The following is a 20,250-nucleotide window of genomic DNA, read 5'->3' on the forward strand; positions in this document are numbered from 1 at the left end:
GGGTCTGCCCGCGACCGGCAGACGCCGGCGCGGATGGCTGATCAGTCGAAGATGGGGCCCTCGGTGCGTGTGCGCTTGAGCTCGTAGAAGCCCGGGGTCGACGCCACCGCGAGCAGTCCGTCGTACAGCTTACCGGCGTCTTCGCCCTTCGGCGCCGGGGTCACGACAGGCCCGAAGAAGGCCACCTCGCCGACCGCCACCACCGGGGTTCCGACGTCCTCGCCCACCTTGCTGATGCCTTCGGAGTGCGAGGCGCGCAGCTTCTCGTCGTATTCGTCCGACTTCGCGTACTCGGCGAGTTCGGCGGGCAGGCCGACCTCGGCGAGGGATTCGGTGATGACCGCTGTCAGATCCTTGTTCTGCCCCGGGTGGATCCGGGTGCCCATCGCGGTGTACAGGTCGGCGATGACCTCCTCCCCGTGCTGGTCGGCCGCCGCGATGACCACGCGCACCGGACCCCACGCCTGCTTCATCGACTCCTTGTACTCCTCGGGCAGCTCGTCGCGTCCTTCGTTGAGGACGGCCAGGCTCATGACGTGGAACTTCACCTCCACGTCACGGACCTTCTCCACTTCGAGTGCCCACCTGGAGGCCATCCAGGCCCAGGGGCAGGTCGGGTCGAACCAGAAATCCAGGGTCTTGGTCGTCATTGCACATCCACTTCCTGTCGAATCGAGCACCGACGCGTTCGCGCACTGGCGCGCGAACGTCGCGGCGGAACTGTCCAGTGCAACGCCGGAGAACCGGGTCGCATTCCGCCTCAGGCGCCATTCTCGCCCACCTGCGGGCCCGGTGCCGGCACCGTGGGAGAATGAACCCATCGCCCATTCTTCCGCCGTCCCCCGGAGGCCAGCACATGCCACAGCACAATCTCACGCGAGAGGAAGCAGCCGCGCGCGCCGCTCTCGTCTCGGTCCTGTCGTACGAGGTCACTCTCGTCCTCGACGGCGCGGGTGAGGACTTCCGCTCGAAGACCACCATCCGGTTCAGCGCTGCGGAGGGCGAGTCCACTTTCATCGACGCGATCGCCTCCCGCATCGACGCGATCACGCTCAACGGCGAGCCGCTCGATCCGGCCTCCCATGTCGTTCCGGGACGCATCTCGCTGCCGAATCTCGCTCGGGACAACGAGCTGACCGTCGACGGCCGATTCCGATACATGAACACCGGTGAGGGCCTTCACCGCTTCATCGACCCCGTCGACGACGAGATCTATCTCTACACGCAGTTCGAGGTGCCCGATTCCCGACGCGTCTTCGCAGTCTTCGAGCAGCCGGACCTCAAGGCGCCGTTCTCCTTCACCGTGGTGGCCCCCGAGCACTGGACCGTGGTCTCCAACTCGCCCACCCCGCACCCGGCCGACGCCGCCGAGGCGTGCTCCGAGCTCGGCGTGGACCCGACCGGTCTGCGCGTCTGGCAGTTCGCCCCCACTCCTCCGATCTCCAGCTACATCACCGCCATCGTCGCCGGGCCCTACAGGTCGGTGCATGCCTCCCTGCGCAGCTCCGACGGCGAGGACGTGCCGCTGGGCGTGTACTGCCGAGCCTCCCTCTTCGAGCACCTGGACGCCGGCAACATCTTCGCGGTCACGCGGGCCGGGTTCGAGTTCTTCGAGAAGCACTTCGACACCCCCTACCCATTCGAGAAGTACGATCAGCTCTTCGTCCCCGAATTCAATGCTGGCGCGATGGAGAATGCGGGCGCCGTGACGATCCTGGAGAACTACGTCTTCCGCTCCCGGCCCACCGAGGCGATGGTCGAACGCCGCGCCGTGACCATCCTCCACGAGCTCGCTCACATGTGGTTCGGCGACCTGGTGACCATGCGATGGTGGAACGACCTGTGGCTCAATGAGTCCTTCGCGGAGTTCATGTCGACGCTGGCGGCGGCCGAGGCGACGGAATTCACGGAAGCCTGGACCACCTTCGCGACGCTGGAGAAGTCCTGGGCCTACCGCCAGGACCAGCTGCCCAGCACCCACCCGATCGTCGCACCGATCGCGGACCTGGCCGACGTCGAGGTGAATTTCGACGGCATCACCTACGCAAAGGGCGCATCCGTGCTCAAGCAGCTCGTGGCATGGGTGGGGCGCGATGAGTTCTTCGCCGGTCTCAAGCAGTACTTCGATCGCCATGCCTGGTCGAACACCGAACTCGACGATCTCCTCGACCGGCTGGAGGCCACCTCGGGCCGAGACCTCGCCGAATGGTCACGGCTATGGCTCGAGGAATCCGGAGTCACGGTGATCCGTCCGCGCCTGGAGCTCGAGCCCGACGGCACGCTGACCGCCCTGCACCTCGAGCAGTCCCCCTTCGAGATCGCGGGCCAGCCGGTGCCGTCCCTGCGGCCGCACCGGATCGGCGTCGGCCTCTATGCGCGCACGACCGACGGCACCTTCGAACGCACCGAGTTCCACGAGGTCGACATCTCCGACGCCGTCGCCGCGGTGCCGGTGACCCCAGGACTGTCGCGTCCCGATGTCATCGTCCTCAACGACGCCGACCTCGCGTACACCAAGGTCCGCTTCGACGAGGAGAGCCTGCAGGCCGCGATCGCCGGACTCAGCGGCTTCACCGACTCGCTCACTCAGCTCATGGTGCTGTCGACCGTCTGGGACATGGTGCGAGACGGCGAGCTGCCCGCGCGCACCTACATCGACATGCTCTGCGAACACCTGCCCGCCGTCGTGCAGTCGACCGGACTCCTCGTGCAGCTCCGCCAGCTGGACACCGCCGTCAACGCCTACCTGCCGCCGCAGGATCGCCCGGAAGCCCGCCGTCGGGTCGCGACGGCCCTGCGGGCGATGTTCGCCGAGGCGCCCCACGGCTCGGATCAGCAGCTCCAGTTCTTCCAGGCTTTCGTCCACCACGCCGCAGCCGAGGATCATCTCGACGAGCTCGCCGCGCTGCTCGGATCCGGGAGCGAGCCTGCCCCCGGTCTGCACATCGACACCGACCTGCGGTGGACCATCATCATCAGCCTGGCCCGGGCCGAGCGAATCGTAGACGCCGAGCTCGACCGCTGGCTCGCAGCCGATGACACTGCGGCCGGGCGGCGCAGCGCCCAGACCGCGCGATCCGCTCCCGCGAACTCGCAGGCCAAGACCCGGGCCTTCTCTCAGCTCATGAACGATCGCGAGCTTCCCAACGCCATGGTCGCGGCCACCAGCCGCGGCTTCCGGCTCGGCCTGGAGACGGACAGCGGAGAGCTCATCACCCCTGAGGGCGAGTTCGACTCCTTCGCGGAGGAGTACTTCGCACGAGTGGCGGGCTGGTGGGAGACCCGCACGCTCGAGATCGCCCAGCTGCTGACCCTGGATCTGTACCCGCCCGCCTCCGCGGCGACCGTGGACGCAACCGAAGCCTGGCTGCGGAGCCACCCCCAGGCTCCCAAGGGGCTGCTGCGGCTGATGCGGGAGAACCTCGACACCGCTCGGCGCACGCTGCGCTGCCAACAGGTCACCCGCAGCGCAATCGTGGCATGAGATAGCTCACTTCGCGCTCCTCGGCAGCCGATCGTCGCTCCAGGTCACCACTGCGACGGGCAGGCCGCCGACCAGCTTGCGTGCAGACGTCGTCGACGGTGGTTCTCTCTCGTCCGTCGCATCCTCTATCGTGGTGTGACGTTATGCAGACTCCATCCAGCCAGGTCCGGGAAGCAGTCACCGACACCGTGGAGAAGACCGCGCAGTTCGACTACTGGGCATTCATCCTCGGCACTCCCCTTCGGGTCACCGTCATCGTCGTCGCCGCGTTCATCATCAACGCGGTCGCGCGCCGGCTGATCCGCCGCTTCTCCCACTCGATCGCCGACGGATCGACCGCACGGCCGAACAAGACCAAGAAGTTCTCCGCAGCCGAGCGAGTCGTCGACCCCCAGGGTCAGGACCCGGTCGTGCAGGCCCGTCGCGCGCAGCGCGCTCGCACCGTCGGATCGATGCTGTCGTCGGTCGCGACCATCATCATCAGCACTCTCGCGATCCTCATGGTGCTCACGGAGCTCGGGTTCAACCTCGGACCGGTGCTCGCCTCGGCCGGCATCGCCGGAGTTGCGATCGGCTTCGGCGCTCAGGCCCTCGTCAAGGACTATCTGTCGGGACTGTTCATCGTCGTCGAGGACCAGTACGGGATCGGCGACACCGTGGATCTCGGCGAGGCGATCGGGGAGGTCGAGGAAGTCGGTCTCCGCACCACCCGGGTGCGCGGCATCGACGGCACCCTGTGGCACGTGCGCAACGGCGAGATCCTCCGCGTGGGCAACATGTCGCAGGGCTGGGCACGCGCCGTGATGGACATCCCGGTTCCCTACAACACCGACCGGCAGAGCATCGACTCGGCGATCCAGGACACTGTGACGGTGATCCGCAGGCGGCCCGAGATCGCCAAGGCCATTCTCGAGGAGCCGGAGATCTGGGGAGTGCAGGACATGACGGGCGAGGCCGTGACGATCCGAGCTGTCGTCAAGACCGAGCCCAACCAGCAGTGGGCAGTGGCCCGGGCCTTCCGAGCAGCGCTCAAGCACCAGCTCGACAAGCGGGGCATCTTCCTGCCGCCGACGCAGCAGGCCGTGCTGCGCACCTCGCCGGACCCGGTGCAGAGGACGAAGACGACCGAATCGGACAGAGTCGATGCCGAGTCCGAGGAGGCCGCGGAATCGGTCGGCAGCGGCACCCGGAGCGGCGGCTGATAGGCTGATTCCTCGGCTTCGAGACGAAGGGCGCAGGATGATTGACCATGTGTCGCTCAAGCGACCGGACAGCTTCTTCGAGATGATCGGCGGTCATGAGACTTTCGGCCGACTGGTGGACGCATTCTACCGGGAAGTCGCTGCTGATGAATACCTCATCGCCATGTATCCGGAGGGCAAGGAGCTCAGCGGCGCAAAGCACCGGCTGCAGACTTTTCTGGAACAGTATTTCGGCGGGCCGACGACCTATTCCCAGGAGCGGGGACACCCCCGGCTGCGCATGCGGCACAACCCCTATCCAGTCACGCCGACCGCGCGCGAGCACTGGCTGCGCCACATGCGCACGGCGATGGACGAAGTCGCACTCCCCCCGATGTACGACTCGATGATGTGGGACTACTTCCAGCGAGCCGCCACCGCCATGGTCAACACTCCGGAGCCCGCCCGCCGGGTCTGAACCCGCAGCAGTCGAACCCGCCGGATCCGAACCCGTCGCGGTCGGCCGCGCTGCCGTCGACTGAATTCCCCCGGAACGAGCCGCAGTCAGCGGGTGGATCGGGTCAGCACATGACCTGCCGCGGTGGACATGCGCAGCCACTGATCGGAACGGCGGACTTCGACCCGGTCCGCTGAGGCGAGGAAGCCCAATCCGTGCAGGGCGAACGACGCACCCGCGTTCGGAGCCGGGCTCACCGCATCGAACACCGAGCCGAACTCCATCGGGCGCGACCACACCCGCCGGCGGAGCGCTGCGACCGCTGCGGACCCCGCCCCGGATGGCGTTCCGGCGGCGACCTCGGCGATTCCCGCCTCGGCTGTGCGCGTGAAATCGGCCGCCGGAAGCGAGCCCAGCAGCTCCCAGGGCCCCCGCGGCGGCGCGACTCCCGCCCACGCGGCGCGGACCTCCTGCGGTGGCAGGGGCATGGTCAGCGTTCCGAGCGCCTCGGCCCGTGCGAACCGGTCGGCGATCGCGGCCAGCGGCACCACCGCATCGAGCCCGTCGTGCTCGGACTGCGGCAGCGCCAGCATCCTCATTCCCAGCTCCAGGGGCGTCTCGTCGCCGATCCCATGGGGGTGAAGCGGTGAGACGGTCAGCACCAGAACGGTGCCGAACACCGACACGCGCATCGCGCCGTCCGGATCGAGCCGAGCCGCGCGGTTCGTGAGGACCCGCCAATCGGCGAAGGCGTGTGCGTCGTCGAGGACGATGTCGGTCATCGTCACCGCCTGCGCAGAGGCACGGGGTCGGCGACGACTGCTGTGAGAGCGGCCGATTCGGCTGCGGTGAGTCGCCGGGCACGCCCGGTCTCCGAGTCAACGAACACGATGACGCTCTCAGCCACCGTATAGGCGCAGGATCCGTCCGGCTCCGCGATCACGTACCCCACATCGACTGTTGCGGGGCCGACCGAGGAGATCACGGTGTCGATCGCGATCGGGCCGGTCCGGTAGGGGATCGGCTCACGATACTCGATCCGGTGGGAGAACACGAGGATGTCGGATCCGTCCGACGCAGCCCCGAAGACCGCGGGAATCTGCTGCCCTTGCAGCACCTCAGCAACACCGTGCATGCCGGGGCTCGCCGGTGCATCGCGCGTCGCCGTCGGAGAGCCGAAGGCACGCACCCGGGCCTCCTCGAGCAGGCGGAACTGAGCCACGTTGTTGATGTGGCCGTAGGCGTCCATGTCGCCCCAGCGCAGTTCGAGCAGCACGCGGGTGAACGGTCCCGACAGCAGGGGGTTGATCAGGTTCGCATCCATGCCCTCCATCTTGCCACTCGAGCGATCGTTCAGTGGCACCGGCGGGAGCGGGCGGCAGATCCGGGAGGGATAGAATCTGGTGCGGTGCGCGGACGACGCGCCCACGGAAGACGAATCGGGAGCGAGTAGATGAATCATGCCGAGAACGTGGCAGAGCTGTACAGCATCCTGCAGCTGACGCCCACGGATCCGATCCATGTCAGCCAGGAATCGGAGTTCTTCCTCGGGCGGAGTCAGTTCAAGCCGGACGGCCGCGTCTTCGGTGGCCAGGTGCTGGCCCAGTGCGTGATGGCTGCCGGCGCCACCGTCGATCCCGGCAGGCCGATTCACTCCCTGCACGGCTACTTCCTGCGCAGTGGGGATGTGCATGAGCCGATCGTCTTCGGCGTGGAGAACCTGCGCGACGGCAGGTCGTTCTCGGCCCGCCGCGTCCACGCCTATCAGAAGAATGCGCCGATCATGTCGGTGATGGCGTCCTTCCAGCTGGAGCAGGACGGCTTCGAGCATCACGATGTGATGCCGGAGGGCATGCCCGACCCCGAGGACTGCCCGGAGATCAAGGACGTCGTCTCCGGTCTGGATCTGCCGCATGTGCAGGAATGGCTCGTGAAGCGTCCCTTCGACGTGCGGCCGGTCGAGCCGCCGATCTACCTCGATCACAGCGGGCAGAACGCTTCGCAGCAGCATGTGTGGATCCGCGTCTCAGCAGAGTTCCCCACCGATCCGCTTCTCAACGCGGCTGCGCTGGCCTACGCCAGCGACTTCAACCTGCTGGAACCTGCAATGCGCCGGCACGGCCTGGCCTGGCAGCGGCCGGGGCTGCGGCTGGCCAGTCTCGACCACGCGATGTGGTGGCACCGGCGTGTGCAGGCCGACGAGTGGATGCTCTACGCACAGAACTCACCGTCCACCGAGGGCGGCCGGGCATTGGGAGTCGGTCGCGTCTTCTCCCGCCGCGGCGAACTGCTCGCCACCGTCGCTCAACAGGGCATGATGCGCCTCAAGGAGTGACCGGTGAGCACGACACAGCGGAGCCGCGCCCGAAAGGGGGGTGCGGCTCCGCTGCTGTGACCGGACCTCAGTCGCGGGTGAGGCGCCGGTGCGTCACCCGGTGCGGGCGTGCCGCTTCCTCACCGAGGCGGTCGACCTTGTTCTGCTCGTAGGCTTCGAAGTTGCCCTCGAACCAGTACCAATTGGCCGGGTTCTCCTCGGTGCCCTCCCACGCCAGGATGTGGGTGGCGACGCGGTCGAGGAACCACCGGTCGTGGGAGACGACCACGGCGCAGCCCGGGAACTCGAGCAGCGCATTCTCCAGGGAGCCGAGCGTTTCGACGTCGAGGTCGTTGGTCGGCTCATCGAGCAGGAGCAGGTTGCCGCCCTGCTTGAGAGTGAGCGCCAGATTGAGACGGTTGCGCTCACCACCGGAGAGCACCCCTGCCTTCTTCTGCTGATCGGGCCCCTTGAAGCCGAACGCGGAGACGTAGGCCCGCGAGGGCATCTCTACGGCTCCGACCTGGATGAAGTCGAGCCCGTCGGACACAACATCCCACAGGGACTTCTCCGGATCGATTCCCCCGCGGGACTGGTCGACATAGGAGATCTTGACGGTGTCCCCCACCTTCAGTTCACCCCCGTCGAGCTCCTCCAGGCCCACGATCGTCTTGAACAGCGTCGTCTTGCCCACGCCGTTGGGGCCGATCACGCCGACGATCCCGTTCCGGGGCAGCGAGAACGAGAGTCCGTCGATGAGCTGACGCCCGTCGAAGCCCTTCTGCAGGTTCCGGGCCTCGATGACGATGTCACCCAGGCGCGGTCCCGGCGGGATCTGGATCTCTTCGAAGTCGAGCTTGCGAGTCTTCTCGGCCTCGGCGGCCATCTCCTCGTACCGAGCGAGACGAGCCTTGGACTTGGTCTGGCGGGCCTTGGCGTTGGACCGGACCCACTCGAGCTCGTCCCTGAGCCGCTTCTGGAGCTTCTGGTCCTTCTTGCCCTGGACCTTGAGGCGATCGGCCTTCTTCTCCAGGTACGTCGAGTAGTTGCCCTCGTAGGGGTAGAGGTGACCGCGGTCGACCTCCGCGATCCACTCGGCGACATGGTCGAGGAAGTACCGATCGTGGGTCACGGCGATGACGGCGCCGGGGTAGCTCGCGAGGTGCTGCTCGAGCCACAGCACCGACTCCGCGTCGAGGTGGTTGGTCGGCTCGTCGAGGAGCAGCAGATCCGGCTTCTCCAGCAGCAGCTTGCACAGTGCCACGCGTCGCCGCTCTCCGCCGGAGAGCAGCTTGACGTCGGCATCCGGCGGCGGGCACTGCAGCGCGTCCATCGCCTGCTCCAGCTGCGAATCGAGGTCCCAGGCGTCTGCAGCGTCGATCGCCTCCTGCAGCTTGCCCATCTCCTCCATGAGCGCGTCGAAGTCCGCGTCCGGCTCCGCCATCTGCGCGGAGATCTCGTTGAAGCGGTCGAGCTTGCCCTTGATCTCGGCGACGCCTTCCTCGACGTTGCCGAGCACGGTCTTGTCCTCGTTCAGGGGCGGCTCCTGCAGCAGGATCCCCACCGAGTAGCCGGGGCTGAGTCGTGCTTCGCCGTTGGAGGGCTGTTCCAGGCCGGCCATGATCTTGAGGATGGTGGACTTGCCCGCTCCGTTGGGGCCCACCATGCCGATCTTCGCTCCTGGATAGAACGACATCGACACATCATCGAGGATTACTTTGTCACCGTGCGCTTTGCGCGCCTTGTGCATGGTGTAAATGAATTCGGCCATAGTAGGCCAAGGCTATCGGCTCCGAGCCCTGGGCGGCGAATCCCGGCAGCGCGCGGACGGCGGCTGCAGAATGCGGATCAGCTGCCGCCGAGCGCGGGAGGCGGTCCCGCGGGCTCCTCCGCGGGCGCGTCGTCGGCACCACCGGAGCCGCCAGTTCCGGAACCACCGGAATCCGGTGCTCCTCCCCCCGCCGAGCCGTCGTCCGGCTCCTCGGGTTCGGGCGACTGCGTCCGGGGGCGGTTGATGTCCTCACCGGGGATGTGGCCCGCTCCGTTGTCGGAGCCGTCCTCGTCTCGGGACTCACCGCTGGGCTCCGGGGCTCCCTCCGGTCGTTCGACGCGCCCCATCAGGCAGCTCCCGGTCGACTCGCCGGGCGGCATGAGCTCCGCGGTGGCGTCGCCGGCACGGATCTCTCCGACGACGCACCCCTCCTCGACACGAACGCCGAACATCTTGGCGGGCACCTCATTGCCGAGTGGGGACTCATCGATCGTGGTCTCGAGGGCCGCAGCCTCGTAGCCGGCATCGATCAGCGTCGTGAAGAGCTCGTCGGTGGTGGGCAGGGATTCCTGCTGGGTCAACGGCTCCAGCGCAGAGAGCACCTCGTCGACGACGGCGGGCTCCTCGGCGGGCGCCCGGGAGGGTTCCACCGGGGAGGGCGACAGCAACGAGCATCCGGTGAGCGTCAGTCCGGAGGCGAGGACGGCGCCGGCGACGACTCGCCTGCCGAAGCTCGTGGGATTACTGAGGATGCGCTGACTCACCCCCCTACTGTAACCGCAAGGCGCGGGCGAGCCAGCGCAAGGCGCGGGCGGGTCAGCGCAAGGCGCGGGCGAGCCAGCGCAAGGCGCGTGCCGGTCAACGCAAGGCGCGGGCGCCGGGCACCACGAAGGGAGGCAGTCGGTGGACTGCCTCCCCCTGCTGACCGAGTCGTCGGGCCGGCCTCCTGATCGCTGCGTCAGAAGGGTGCCTCCCCCGCCCCAGCAGTCGCGAGGTGCTGGTCCTCGGTCGTCTCGTCTGTCGCACCGGCGCTGTGGTGCGCTCCGCTCTCGGTGTCGCCAGGGTGCGAGCCGGGCACACCTGCCGTGAAGCCGACCTCCACCTCGCCGGACGAGGCCGAGGACCCATCACCCCAGGAGAACGGCTCTCCGTTCGGCCCCTCTCCGCCTGCGCTCTCCTCCTCTGCGGAGCGGCGCTTGCCGTACCGCTTGAAAGATGCCGTGCCGAACCGCAGATTGTGGCCGACCGCGTCGGCGATGATCTCCGCCGAGGTGCCGGCCTTGCCCTGAGCTTCCCAATCGCGGACCCGAAGCCGACCCATGACGATGACCGGGTCGCCCTTGGCGATCGAGCAGCTGACACTCTGCGCCATGGATCCGTAGACGGACACGTCGAACCAGCTGGTGTCTCCTTCCTGGTACCTGCCGGATTCGGGATTGTAGAACTCATGGTTGACGGCCATCCGGAAGCCCGCGAACGGCCGTCCGTCGTCCAGCGTTCCGGTGCGCGGGTCGCTGCCGACGGTGCCGACGAGGTGATTGACGAGTTTCATGGTGCAGTCCTTCCCTGTAGTGGTGATCCCACTCTGGGAAGGCCGGCCGCCGCCGCGACAGAGACGAGTCCGGCCTGTGGACGATTCCGAATCGTCCACAGGCCGGAAGACCGCGACGGTCAGGCGTCGTCCACAGTCACCGCAAGCCGTCGTAGACCGATCGATGCTCGCGCAGGATCGCGGTGATCGGCTCCAGATACGAGCCGGCCGCAGCCTGCTGCACTGCATCTCTGAGCCGTTCGTCGACTTCGGCTCCGGCCTCGCGTGCTCCGCGGGCGCGGGCGGAGGCGGCGACGGCCGAGGTGATCGCAGAGCCGACGATCCCGCCGACCAGCAGCACGGCCGGGATGGTCCACAGCAGGGCGGAACCGCCGATGAGCACGCCGGAGAACACCAGCACAAGCTGCAGGAGGAGCCACAGCGCCCCGACGACCGTGGCGAGGAAGAACAGCACCTGGAAGAAGCCGGCGACGTTCCACCAGCTGGGCTTGCGTCGTTCGATCTCGACGGCGGTGACGGCGCGGTCGAGTGTGTGGGTGAGCTCCGCGGTGCTCTGCTTCTCCGCCCTGGCGACGTCGTGCTGCCATTGCAGGGGCAGTGCCCGCACCGCCTCGGAGACCAGTTCGTGGGCAGCCAGATTGACCCGGGCGCTCTGGGTGCGGGTGGTCTCCGGGACGGCTGCTCGGATCAGCTCCTCGCGGGCACCCCCGTGGCGAGCGCCCAGGGGGTCGGCCTGCCCGCGCTGGGCCCAGGCCAACGGCGGGTAGCCGGTCTTCTTGTAGGCCCGCCTGCGGTAGTCGTCCTCGACGGTCTGGACTACCGCTGTGACACCTGCGGCGTCGATCATCGCATCGACCAGCCGGTCAGCACCTGGCAGGCTCGTCGGATCGTCCAGCGGCTCGCCGAGCTCGGCGCGGATCTCGCCGGCCAGCGAACGCATGTCGGCGAGCAGCCGTTCCGCGGCGGCCTCCTTGGCCGCGACTGTCTCGACGAGGACGTCGCGGATCGCGGGCACCCCCTCGCGGGTCAGCGCCGAAGCCAGCTGGATCCGCGCCGATCCCAGGCCGTCCTGCACCAGCAGCTGCTGCAGGTGATCATGGCAGGCGTTTCGCTCCTCCGCGGTGAGCGTGTCGATCTGGTTGAGCACCACCACCATGTTCGTCGAGTGCTCGGCGAACTTCGACAGATAGTGCGAATGGAGCGAGAAGTCCGCGTACTTCTGTGGGTCGACGACCCAGAACACGACGTCGACGAGGCCGACGAGCCGGTCCGACTCCAGCCGGTGCTCCGGTGCCGTCGAGTCGTGGTCGGGCAGGTCCAGCAGGATCAGTCCGTGCAGCGGCTCCTGGTCGGCGCCGTCCAGAGCGCTCTCGCGCCACGTCCGGTTGTCCGGCGGCACGCCCAGCCATGACAGGATCTCCTCGCCGCCGTCGCCCCAGACGCAGGCCGTCGGGCGCGAGGTCGTCGGCCGGCGCACTCCGACGCGGGCGATCTCCAGTCCTGCGACTGCATTGAACAGCGAGGACTTGCCCGAGCCGGTCGAACCGGCGAAGGCGACCACGGTGAAATCCTCCCCGAGCCGAATGCGTGCGTCCGTCTTCTCCAGCAGGTTCCGGGCTCGCGCTTCCGTCTCCGCAGGAAGGCGCCCGGGCTCCAGCTCGAGCGCACGCCGGATTCCACCGGCCATCCGTTCGATCTCCTCATGGGTCCTCTGGCTCACAGCGCCTCCTGCAGTCGATCTCCTGCACCGCGGAGCACTCCGGCTTGGCGCGGCGGTACGTCGGTCGCGGCGAGGGCGCGGTCGAACGGCGCCCGGTAGTCGTTGAGCAGAGCAGTGGCCCTTTCGATGAGTTGAGTGCGCGCGCCTTCGGCCAGGTCGCGGGTGACCTGATCGCCGAAGATCGTGTCGAGAAGCTTGCCGGCGACGACTGCGGTGCCACCGGCGATCCCGGCTTCCGCTCCCGTCAGTCCCCCGGTGCCGGCGAACACGACGAGCATCAGGACGGCGCCGACGCCGTTGACGCCGAAGGACAGGACACGAGCTTTGGAGCGCTTGCTCTGCCCCACTTCCCGCACGAGGTCGTTGACCCCGGCAGACCAGTCGGCGACCATGCGGCCCACCTGGGCATCGAACTGTGCAGGCAGGACCGAGATCTGCGGATCGGCGTCGACCAGCGCCTTGCCCTCCGGCGTCGACTGCCAGCGAACAGCCGTCTCCGAGACGGCTTTGACCGTCTGCTCCCGAATGATGAGCGCCACACTGTTCTCGATCGCCTGCTCGAGCGGCTCAGCGGTGTCGCGCTTGCCGGTCACCGCGGCGGTGATCCGGTCGCGCACCCGTGCCACCGTGGGCTCCAGCCCTCGGAAGAACTGGCCCGTGCCCACGAAGTCCTGCCAGCGCGCCAGCACTTCGCCGCGCAGCACTCGGCCGTCCACCAGCGAACGGGCCAATTCCTGCGCGCACTCGCCGAATTCCTCGTCAACTGCGTCACTGAGTCGCTGGTGCGCCTCCTCCTGGACACCGACGTCCGCCGCCAGCATGTCGACCTTCGCCGGCACCGAGGCGAGCGCCCCGGTCAGCGTGCGGGCGATCACTCGATCTCTGGCCTGGGGATTCCGCCCCAGATTGAGGATCCAGGACTTGACGGGGAAGGCGGCGGCTGCGGGCAGCCTCCCGTCGACCAGCTGCAGTTCGGGAATGGTGAAGATCGGGGCCGAACCCAGACCCGCCTCGGACAGCAGACCGGACAGGTGGTGGCGGACCTCCCTGTTGGCCTGCGGCGGGACTCGGTCGAGCACCATCGCGATGGTCGTGCCGCGCTCGGTCGCCTGCTTGAGAAGTTCCCATGGCACGGCATCGGCGTAGCGGGCGGCCGTCGTGACGAACAGCCACAGGTCGGCAGCGGCCAGCAGCTGCCGAGCGATTCTCCGGTTCTCGTCCCTCACGGAGTCGATGTCGGGCGAGTCGAGGAGCGCCAGTCCCTGCGGAACGCTGTCGTCGGACACCAGCCGCAGCTGCGGCTCGTCGAGATCCGTCTCAGCACGGACCACTCGTTTGAGGGACGGCAGGATCCGGTCGGAGGCGAAGTACTCCCGGTCAGCCGGGTGGTGGACGAGGACCGGCCAGCGCGTCGTCGGCCGGAGGACGCCCGGTTCGGAGACCTGCGCCCCGACCACGGAGTTGACCAGTGTGGACTTGCCGGCTCCGGTCGATCCGCCGACGACGACGAGCAGCGGGGCCGAGGTGTCGGCCACCCTCGGCATCAGGTAGTCGGTGAGCTGCTCGTCCAGGCTGCGCTGCCGTCTCCGCCCGGCGTCGACATCCGAGGTCTGCAGCGGGAAGCGAGCCTCGCGGACGCGCCTGAGCAGATCGCTGAGCGCAGGTGCCACCTCCGGCGACAGAGCGTAGTCGTTCGTTCCATTCGTCACGGCTCCACTGTGTCAGTTTTCAGCAGTCTCCCACCACTCACCACGCCGCCCGTGATCGGATTGGACTCGCTCACAAGGGCGGTGTAGTACCCTGAGTCCGGTCGGCCCCCATAGCTCAATGGATAGAGCAACGGCCTTCTAATCCGTAGGTTGCAGGTTCGAATCCTGCTGGGGGCACACTCGGCGTCGGTCCGCTCTGCGATCCGGTGGGTGATCTGAAGAGTGAAGGGCGAGAATCCGACCCCGCGGTCGAAGATGACAGGCTCAGGCGAGGTAGATGCTGCCCGGCTTGCCGCAGCGGCTCACCCGCTCTGACGACACGATCCCGGCACCGGTCAGCACCGACAGCAGCGCGACCGCCTGCACGAAGAATGCGATTTCGACGAAGATGAAGCCGAAGGCGCCGAACAGCACCAGGAACAGCGCCAGGAAGGACAATCCGGCAGCAACCGAGAAGAACCGCGAACCCGTCATCGGGAATCAACCCCTTTTCATAGGCAGACATCAGCGTCTGATGTCAGAACAGTACGCCTGTCGAGGGTGCTTGCCTAGGGGTCGAATCGTGGCAATTCTCCTAGAGCGACCAGGACTTCAGCTGCCTGAGCATGTCTCGCTTCTTGTCCGTGTGCCCGCCCATCCGGGTCAGGATGTCCGACAGCGCGGCGATCGCCTCCTCGATGAACGGTCCCTTGTTGAGCATCACGCATTCGGCACGCTGCGCCATCGCTGCATCGGTGATCTCCGCGCGGGAGGGCAGACCGGACTTGGCCAGGCTCTCGAGCACCTGCGTCGCCCAGATCACCGGCACATGGCCGGCCTCGCACAACCACAGGATCTCCTCCTGCAGCTCGGCCATCCGCTCGAAGCCGGCCTCGACCGCGAGGTCGCCGCGCGCGATCATCACACCGACGTCCTCCCAGCGCATCGCCTCGAGAAGCATCCGCGGCAGCGCCTCGAACGCCGCCACGGTCTCGATCTTCAGGGTGATGTCGACATTGTGCGCGTCCTCGGCCTCGAGTGCGTCGATGAGCGCTGCGACGTCGTCCGCCGCGCGGACGAAGGACATGTTGACCATGTCGGCATGCTCGGCCACGAACGGCACGTGCGAGAGGTCCTCGGGAGTCAGCGCGGGCACCGAGATGTCGGTGTCGGGGAAGTTGATGCCCTTCTCCGCCTTGAGCTTGGTGCCACTGGGTCCGGCGCTCTCGACCCGCAGGCTGATCTCGTCATGGCTCACTGCCTCGACGCGAGTGGCGATCTTGCCGTCGTCGATCGAGACCTCGTCGCCGACCGCGACGTCGTCGAAGACCTGGGGCAGCGAGCAGCCGATGACGAACGGCGGCTCTGTCACCGCGGGCCGCGGCTCCATCGAACGGCTGAGCACGATCTCGTCGCCGACGTGGACCCGCATGCTCTGCTCGATGCCGGGGATCTCCCCGATGGTCAGCACACCTCGGTCGCTGCACACCTCGGTCCCGGTCTGCCAGTACACCGTCTTGTCGGCCGACACCAGCAGACCGGCCTTCCCTCGCGCCTCGACCCAGAGGCTCCGGTCCGAGCCGCGGGCGTCGGTCAAGCGCAGCTCATCGCCTTCATTCAGAGCGGAGATGACATCGCCGCTGCCGTCGCCCAACGGGAGCACCTCCGCCGAGAGCGCACCTTCGATACCCTTCGCCGCGTCCTCGTCGAGCTCGCCCAGCCAGACCAGCGAGCGCGCGGTGACGACACCGCTGGCGTCGCGCTGCGGTCGGATCTTGAGCACCTGCGGTCCCGGCAGGAGAGGACCCGTCCGCAGCTTCGGCCCCGCCAGGTCCATCGCCACCAGCGGGGGTCTGCGCCCTTCGACCCGGTGCGCCCGGATCGAGGTGATCATGGCGTGCCACGCCTCTCGGTCGTCATGAGCGCAGTTGATGCGGGCCAGGTCCATGCCGGCGTCGACCATCGCGGCGACCAGTCCGTCGTCATGAGCGGCCTGGCTGGGCATCGTGACCATGATGCGAGTCATTCGGTCGGCGCGGGAATCGCCCAGCAGCCTGGAGGTGTTGCGAGACAGGATCTCCCGTCCGGCAGAGGGAGTGAGCGGCACCGCCGGCACGGCGTCACCCGAGCCACCGCCCGCCTCGGCTCCCCCGGCCTCGCCGGCAGGGTTCCCGGAGCCGGGCACCGAGACCGGCACGGGATCCGCAAGCTGCGCTCGCAACGCGCGCAGCACGACTTCGAGGTGTCCGAGGACGCCGGACTCCATGCGTCCGAGGGAAGAGATCCCGACGGCGCTCAGCCTGTCCTGCAGCTCGCGGAGGTCGTGGGAGCGCAGCGCTACGTAGTGGACCAGGTTCAGCGCCGACGCCCGGTGCCGGTCGCGCACCCGCGCCAGCACGTCGACGTTCCGCTGCTCGGCCTCCCGGACGCTCGTCCGCAGCGCCTCGACCTCACGGATCAGTGACTCGATCTTCATAAACCCTCCTTGACAGCTGGTGCGAGCCTATTGAGGAAAGGTCAACGCGGGGTGAATGCGAACGGGACGGGAGCCGATGTTCGGCCCCCGTCCCCGTCTCGCCTCGGCTACTCGGTGTCGGCGAGCGCCTGTTCCAGACGTTCGACCTTGGCGGTCAGCTCGCCGGTGCGGCCGGGCCGGATGTCGGCCTTGAGCACGAGCGACACCCGCGGTCCGAACTTTCCGACCGCCTCGGTCGCCTGCTTGACGACAGCGAAGACCTCGTCCCACTCGCCCTCGATCGTCGTGAACATCGCGTCGGTCTGATGCGGCAGACCGGACTCGCGCACCACCTTGACAGCGGCGGCCACGGCGTCATGGACTGAGCCGCTCGGGTCTCCTCCCCCGGTCGGCGCGACAGAGAATGCAACCAACATGCCTTACTCCTTCGGAACCGAGATGACGAGTGCATCGCCCTGGCCGCCGCCGCCGCACAGCGCAGCCACGCCCTGACCGCCGCCGCGCCTCTTGAGCTCGCCCGCCAGCTGCAGGACGACGCGAGCGCCCGAGGCGCCGATCGGGTGTCCGAGCGCGACCGCCCCGCCGTTGACGTTGACCTTGGAATCGTCGATGCCGAGGTCCTTCATGCTCGCCAGCGCGACTGCCGCGAAGGCTTCGTTGATCTCGTAGAGGTCGAAGCCGGCCGCGTCCACGCCTTCGCGCTCGGCCGCGGCCCTGATGGCCTGCGAGGGCTGATGCTGGAGAGTCGAGTCGGGCCCGGCGGTCCAGGCGTGCGAGCGGATCTCGGCGAGCACCGGCAGGCCGAGCTCCTCGGCCTTGTCCCTCGACATCACCACGACGGCGCAGGCGCCATCGGAGATCTGGGAGGCGGAACCGGCGGTGATCGTTCCGTCCTTGCGGAAGGCCGGGCGCAGCCGGCTCAGGGACTCGACGGTGGTGTCGGGCCTGATGCCCTCGTCCTCGGAGACGGTGGTCTCCCCCTTCCGGGTCCTGATGGTCACCGGGGTGACCTCGTCGGAGAACCTGCCGTCGTTCCAGGCCGCCGCAGCACGCTGATGCGACTGCGCGGCGTAGGCGTCCTGCTCGGCGCGGGAGAACTCCCGATCTCCGTTGTTCGCCGCTTCGGTCAGACCGCCCATCGCCTCGTCGGTGAAGGCGTCCCACAGGCCGTCGTAGTCCATGTGATCGCGCACCTGGACGGTGCCGTACTTGTAGCCGGCCCGCGAGTTCTCGAGCAGGTGCGGCGCGTTGGTCATCGACTCCTGGCCGCCGGCCACGACGACGTCATACTCTCCGGCGCGCACCAGCATCGCCGCCTCGGTGATCGCGCTGATGCCCGACAGGCAGAGCTTATTGACGGTGATCGCGGGCACCGTCATCGGGATGCCCGCCTTGACAGCGGCCTGTCGAGCCGGGCCCTGGCCGCAGCCGGCTTGGAGGACCTGACCCATGATCACGTACTCGACAGCCTCGGGAGACACGCCGGCACGGTTCAGGGCGCCCTTGATCGCCTCGGCGCCCAGGTCGACTGCGCTCAGCGATCCCAAGGCCCCTGACATCCGTCCCAGTGGTGTGCGCGAACCGGCAACGATCACGGCTTCGGTCATATTCTCCTCCTCGGGTGTGCGGCGGCTGCTCGGCTCGAGCGCGCGCCCGGATGCAGGTCACAGCCTGCCGGGGCGGGCCAGAATCCTACCTGGAATGCTGCCTTCCAGCGTAGACCAGCCGGTGACGATCAGCACAACCGGGGGCAGGCTTTCGATGGGGTCCCCGGCCCTCGGCCGCATCCTCGTCGTCCCCCCTGCTCTGAGCCCTTTGCCATGAATCGGACGTAGGGTTGGGACGAAACCAATTCGAGCACAGGCCAAGAAGGAACGGAGTCGAAACAGTGACGCCTCCAGAGGAGTTCCGTACCGCGATGCGCGGTTACGAGAAGAGCGAAGTCGATGCCCGGACGGGGCAGCTGAAGTCCGAAATCGAATCGCTGCGCAAGGCGCTTTCGGACGCCCGCAGCCAGGTGATCACCGCCGACCGCGCCAAGCTCCAGATCGAAGGTGAGCTCTCGGAGGTCAGGCAGCAGCTCAAGAAGAGCGCCAATGACAAGGCCGAGGCAGCGGGCCCTCCCGGCTCCCGGATCGACCACCTCCTCAAGATCGCCGAGTCGCAGGCTCGCGAGACCCTCGCGCAGGCCACTGCCGATGCGGAGACGATCCGCAACAAGGCTCGCGCGGACGCCGCAAGCCAGCGTGCGCGCATGCACACCGAGAGCAACGACGTTCTCAACAAGGCCCGCTCCGAGGCGGAGGGCATCACCGCCTCGGCAGAACTCCGCGCCGAAGAGGCGATCAAAGCAGCGACGTCGCGCGCCGAGGAGCTGCGAACCACGGCGGAGCGCGAGGCCGCGCTGACGGTCGACTCTGCTCAGGCCGAGGCGGCGGAGGTACGGGAAACCCTCAAGCGCGAGATCTCCGCCCTCAGGGCGGATGCCGAGAAGCAGGCGGCCGACATCCGTGCCGCGGCGAAGGCCGAATCGGAGAAGATCCTGGCGGAGGCGCGGAAGAAGCAGGAGGAGATCCGCAAGGCGGCCGATGCGCTCGAGGTCGAACTCGCCACGAAGCGCCAGGAAGCCGAGAAGGCGCAGAAGGAACGCCACGACACAGTCGTCGCCGAGAACCGCCGGCTCATCGACGAGGCCCAGGCACGGGCGAAGAAGGCGGAAGAGCAAGCCAAGCTGGCCTCCGAGCGCGCCGATACGACGGCGAAGGATGCCGTCGAGAAGGCGGATCGGATCATCGCCGACGGCAAGAAGCGCGCTCAGGAGCTCATCGCGGAATCTCGGGCTACCGCGGAGGCCACGATCGAGGAGTCGGCAGCCGAGGCCAAGCGCAACATCGCCGTCGCCCAGTCCCAGGTGGATCTGCTGACCAAGCAGCGCCGGACCATCACCGCCCAGCTCCAGCAGCTGCGCTCGATGTTCACCGATCCCGGCCTGTTCGAGGGCATCGACCTCAGCGACGACAAGTCCGACCAGGTCGCCGCGGCCGCTGTGCCGACCGAGAAGATCGCGTCCGAGGACGAACTCACCGCCCTCGCCGCTGAGGCGAAGAGCCAGGCGGACACGAGCGGGACGGGTCCGTCGCCGAAGGGCGGACCCGGCGTCGGCGGCGAAGCCCCCGGGCCGAAGAGCGGAACCGGATCCGGATCTGGAACCGGATCCGGCGCGAGGAGCACTCCGCAGCGCCCCGGGCAGACTTCGGGAGCGCCTTCGACGAACGAGACGGCCAGGGCCGACGCCGGCACCGCGTCGACGAAGCCCACTGCCGACGGCGAGTCGAGGACCGGGCGGTCCGCAGCGGGCCAGGCAGGCCAGAAGCCAGCAGGTCAGGCGGGCCAGAAGCCGCCCGGTCAGGCAGCCCAGAAGCCGGCCGGTCAGGCAGGCGGGAAGACTGGCCAGAAGCCCGGCGCAGCGGGCAACCCGGCGGACTCTCAGACCAAGCGCGGACCGCAGGCGCGAGAATTCAACCGCCTGCGCTGAGCGGACCGTGGCGCCGCCATGCGCCGGTCTCGCATGAGCAGGTGCGCACCGCGGCGTGGGGGGGGGGGGGGG

Annotated in this window: 17 protein-coding genes and 1 tRNA gene; 6 read left to right on the forward strand and 12 right to left on the reverse strand. The window is 68.0% G+C overall.

Features of this window, described 5'->3' with window-relative positions; all coding sequences use genetic code 11:
* Positions 1-41: 41 nt before the first annotated feature.
* Positions 42-650 carry a mycothiol-dependent nitroreductase Rv2466c family protein gene (locus LXN01_RS07905; protein WP_236864079.1) on the reverse strand — a complete coding sequence of 203 codons (609 nt, stop codon included), beginning with the start codon at positions 648-650 and terminating at the stop codon, positions 42-44.
* 206 nt (positions 651-856) lie between these two features.
* Here LXN01_RS07905 and pepN point away from each other — a divergent pair, with 206 nt between their 5' ends.
* The 3 genes from pepN (at position 857) to LXN01_RS07920 (ending at position 5,143) form a co-directional block, all read left to right on the forward strand.
* Positions 857-3,484 (forward strand): aminopeptidase N, encoded by a 2,628-nt coding sequence (gene pepN, locus LXN01_RS07910; RefSeq protein ID WP_236864081.1) that lies wholly within the window; start codon positions 857-859, stop codon positions 3,482-3,484.
* A 143-nt stretch (positions 3,485-3,627) separates the two neighbouring features.
* Positions 3,628-4,686 carry a mechanosensitive ion channel family protein gene (locus tag LXN01_RS07915; protein WP_236864083.1) on the forward strand — a complete coding sequence of 353 codons (1,059 nt, stop codon included), beginning with the start codon at positions 3,628-3,630 and terminating at the stop codon, positions 4,684-4,686.
* Positions 4,687-4,723: 37 nt separating this feature from the next.
* Positions 4,724-5,143, forward strand: a complete 420-nt coding sequence (locus tag LXN01_RS07920; RefSeq protein ID WP_236864085.1) for a globin — start codon at positions 4,724-4,726, stop codon at positions 5,141-5,143.
* An 86-nt stretch (positions 5,144-5,229) separates the two neighbouring features.
* Here LXN01_RS07920 and LXN01_RS07925 read toward each other — a convergent pair whose 3' ends face one another.
* Together LXN01_RS07925 and LXN01_RS07930 are read right to left on the reverse strand one after the other, a co-directional pair.
* On the reverse strand, positions 5,230-5,904 hold the full coding sequence (locus tag LXN01_RS07925) for a DUF8185 domain-containing protein (protein ID WP_236864089.1): 675 nt from the start codon (positions 5,902-5,904) through the stop codon (positions 5,230-5,232).
* A 2-nt stretch (positions 5,905-5,906) separates the two neighbouring features.
* Positions 5,907-6,446, reverse strand: coding sequence for an acyl-CoA thioesterase (locus LXN01_RS07930; RefSeq protein ID WP_236864090.1), 540 nt, complete (start codon positions 6,444-6,446; stop codon positions 5,907-5,909).
* 129 nt (positions 6,447-6,575) lie between these two features.
* Between LXN01_RS07930 and LXN01_RS07935 the strand changes: the two genes are divergently transcribed.
* A complete protein-coding gene (locus tag LXN01_RS07935; RefSeq protein WP_236864092.1) occupies positions 6,576-7,457 on the forward strand; it encodes an acyl-CoA thioesterase in 882 nt (293 codons plus the stop codon).
* A gap of 67 nt (positions 7,458-7,524) precedes the next feature.
* Here LXN01_RS07935 and ettA read toward each other — a convergent pair whose 3' ends face one another.
* From ettA to LXN01_RS07960, 5 genes are all read right to left on the reverse strand, one after another.
* Positions 7,525-9,207: an energy-dependent translational throttle protein EttA gene (gene ettA, locus LXN01_RS07940; protein ID WP_236864093.1), complete on the reverse strand. Its 1,683-nt coding sequence runs from the start codon at positions 9,205-9,207 to the stop codon at positions 7,525-7,527.
* A gap of 77 nt (positions 9,208-9,284) precedes the next feature.
* Positions 9,285-9,971, reverse strand: coding sequence for a DUF6993 domain-containing protein (locus tag LXN01_RS07945; RefSeq protein WP_236864095.1), 687 nt, complete (start codon positions 9,969-9,971; stop codon positions 9,285-9,287).
* 194 nt (positions 9,972-10,165) lie between these two features.
* Positions 10,166-10,759: a single-stranded DNA-binding protein gene (locus LXN01_RS07950; RefSeq protein WP_236864096.1), complete on the reverse strand. Its 594-nt coding sequence runs from the start codon at positions 10,757-10,759 to the stop codon at positions 10,166-10,168.
* Between the two features lie 136 nt (positions 10,760-10,895).
* Positions 10,896-12,479 (reverse strand): GTPase, encoded by a 1,584-nt coding sequence (locus tag LXN01_RS07955; RefSeq protein WP_236864097.1) that lies wholly within the window; start codon positions 12,477-12,479, stop codon positions 10,896-10,898.
* Positions 12,476-14,188, reverse strand: a complete 1,713-nt coding sequence (locus LXN01_RS07960) for a dynamin family protein (RefSeq protein ID WP_236864101.1) — start codon at positions 14,186-14,188, stop codon at positions 12,476-12,478. Before LXN01_RS07960 ends, LXN01_RS07955 begins: the two co-directional genes overlap by 4 nt.
* Before the next feature lie 104 nt (positions 14,189-14,292).
* Between LXN01_RS07960 and LXN01_RS07965 the strand changes: the two genes are divergently transcribed.
* Positions 14,293-14,365: transfer RNA gene (locus LXN01_RS07965), tRNA-Arg, on the forward strand.
* 87 nt (positions 14,366-14,452) lie between these two features.
* Here LXN01_RS07965 and LXN01_RS07970 read toward each other — a convergent pair.
* The 4 genes from LXN01_RS07970 to LXN01_RS07985 form a co-directional block, all read right to left on the reverse strand.
* Positions 14,453-14,662: a hypothetical protein gene (locus LXN01_RS07970; protein WP_236864103.1), complete on the reverse strand. Its 210-nt coding sequence runs from the start codon at positions 14,660-14,662 to the stop codon at positions 14,453-14,455.
* Between the two features lie 100 nt (positions 14,663-14,762).
* Entirely contained in the window at positions 14,763-16,643 is a 1,881-nt protein-coding gene (locus LXN01_RS07975) for a pyruvate kinase (protein WP_236864104.1), read from the reverse strand.
* Positions 16,644-16,750: 107 nt separating this feature from the next.
* Positions 16,751-17,059, reverse strand: coding sequence for an MTH1187 family thiamine-binding protein (locus LXN01_RS07980; protein ID WP_236864106.1), 309 nt, complete (start codon positions 17,057-17,059; stop codon positions 16,751-16,753).
* 3 nt (positions 17,060-17,062) lie between these two features.
* Entirely contained in the window at positions 17,063-18,250 is a 1,188-nt protein-coding gene (locus tag LXN01_RS07985; RefSeq protein ID WP_236864108.1) for an acetyl-CoA C-acetyltransferase, read from the reverse strand.
* Positions 18,251-18,531: 281 nt separating this feature from the next.
* Here LXN01_RS07985 and LXN01_RS07990 point away from each other — a divergent pair, with 281 nt between their 5' ends.
* Positions 18,532-20,178 (forward strand): prolipoprotein diacylglyceryl transferase, encoded by a 1,647-nt coding sequence (locus tag LXN01_RS07990; RefSeq protein ID WP_236864134.1) that lies wholly within the window; start codon positions 18,532-18,534, stop codon positions 20,176-20,178.
* Positions 20,179-20,250: the final 72 nt, after the last annotated feature.

Origin of the sequence: Brevibacterium daeguense (assembly GCF_021729135.1) — a bacterium.
GTDB classification, from domain to species: Bacteria; Actinomycetota; Actinomycetes; order Actinomycetales; family Brevibacteriaceae; genus Brevibacterium; species Brevibacterium daeguense.

Bases quoted from the DNA above. Each gene is read 5' to 3' on its own strand.
- LXN01_RS07905 (WP_236864079.1), bottom strand. From the start codon at position 650: ATGACGACCAAGACCCTGGATTTCTGGTTCGACCCGACCTGCCCCTGG.
- pepN (WP_236864081.1), top strand. From the start codon at position 857: ATGCCACAGCACAATCTCACGCGAGAGGAAGCAGCCGCGCGCGCCGCT.
- LXN01_RS07915 (WP_236864083.1), top strand. From the start codon at position 3,628: ATGCAGACTCCATCCAGCCAGGTCCGGGAAGCAGTCACCGACACCGTG.
- LXN01_RS07920 (WP_236864085.1), top strand. From the start codon at position 4,724: ATGATTGACCATGTGTCGCTCAAGCGACCGGACAGCTTCTTCGAGATG.
- LXN01_RS07925 (WP_236864089.1), bottom strand. From the start codon at position 5,904: ATGACCGACATCGTCCTCGACGACGCACACGCCTTCGCCGATTGGCGG.
- LXN01_RS07930 (WP_236864090.1), bottom strand. From the start codon at position 6,446: ATGGATGCGAACCTGATCAACCCCCTGCTGTCGGGACCGTTCACCCGC.
- LXN01_RS07935 (WP_236864092.1), top strand. From the start codon at position 6,576: ATGAATCATGCCGAGAACGTGGCAGAGCTGTACAGCATCCTGCAGCTG.
- ettA (WP_236864093.1), bottom strand. From the start codon at position 9,207: ATGGCCGAATTCATTTACACCATGCACAAGGCGCGCAAAGCGCACGGT.
- LXN01_RS07950 (WP_236864096.1), bottom strand. From the start codon at position 10,759: ATGAAACTCGTCAATCACCTCGTCGGCACCGTCGGCAGCGACCCGCGC.
- LXN01_RS07970 (WP_236864103.1), bottom strand. From the start codon at position 14,662: ATGACGGGTTCGCGGTTCTTCTCGGTTGCTGCCGGATTGTCCTTCCTG.
- LXN01_RS07975 (WP_236864104.1), bottom strand. From the start codon at position 16,643: ATGAAGATCGAGTCACTGATCCGTGAGGTCGAGGCGCTGCGGACGAGC.
- LXN01_RS07980 (WP_236864106.1), bottom strand. From the start codon at position 17,059: ATGTTGGTTGCATTCTCTGTCGCGCCGACCGGGGGAGGAGACCCGAGC.
- LXN01_RS07985 (WP_236864108.1), bottom strand. From the start codon at position 18,250: ATGACCGAAGCCGTGATCGTTGCCGGTTCGCGCACACCACTGGGACGG.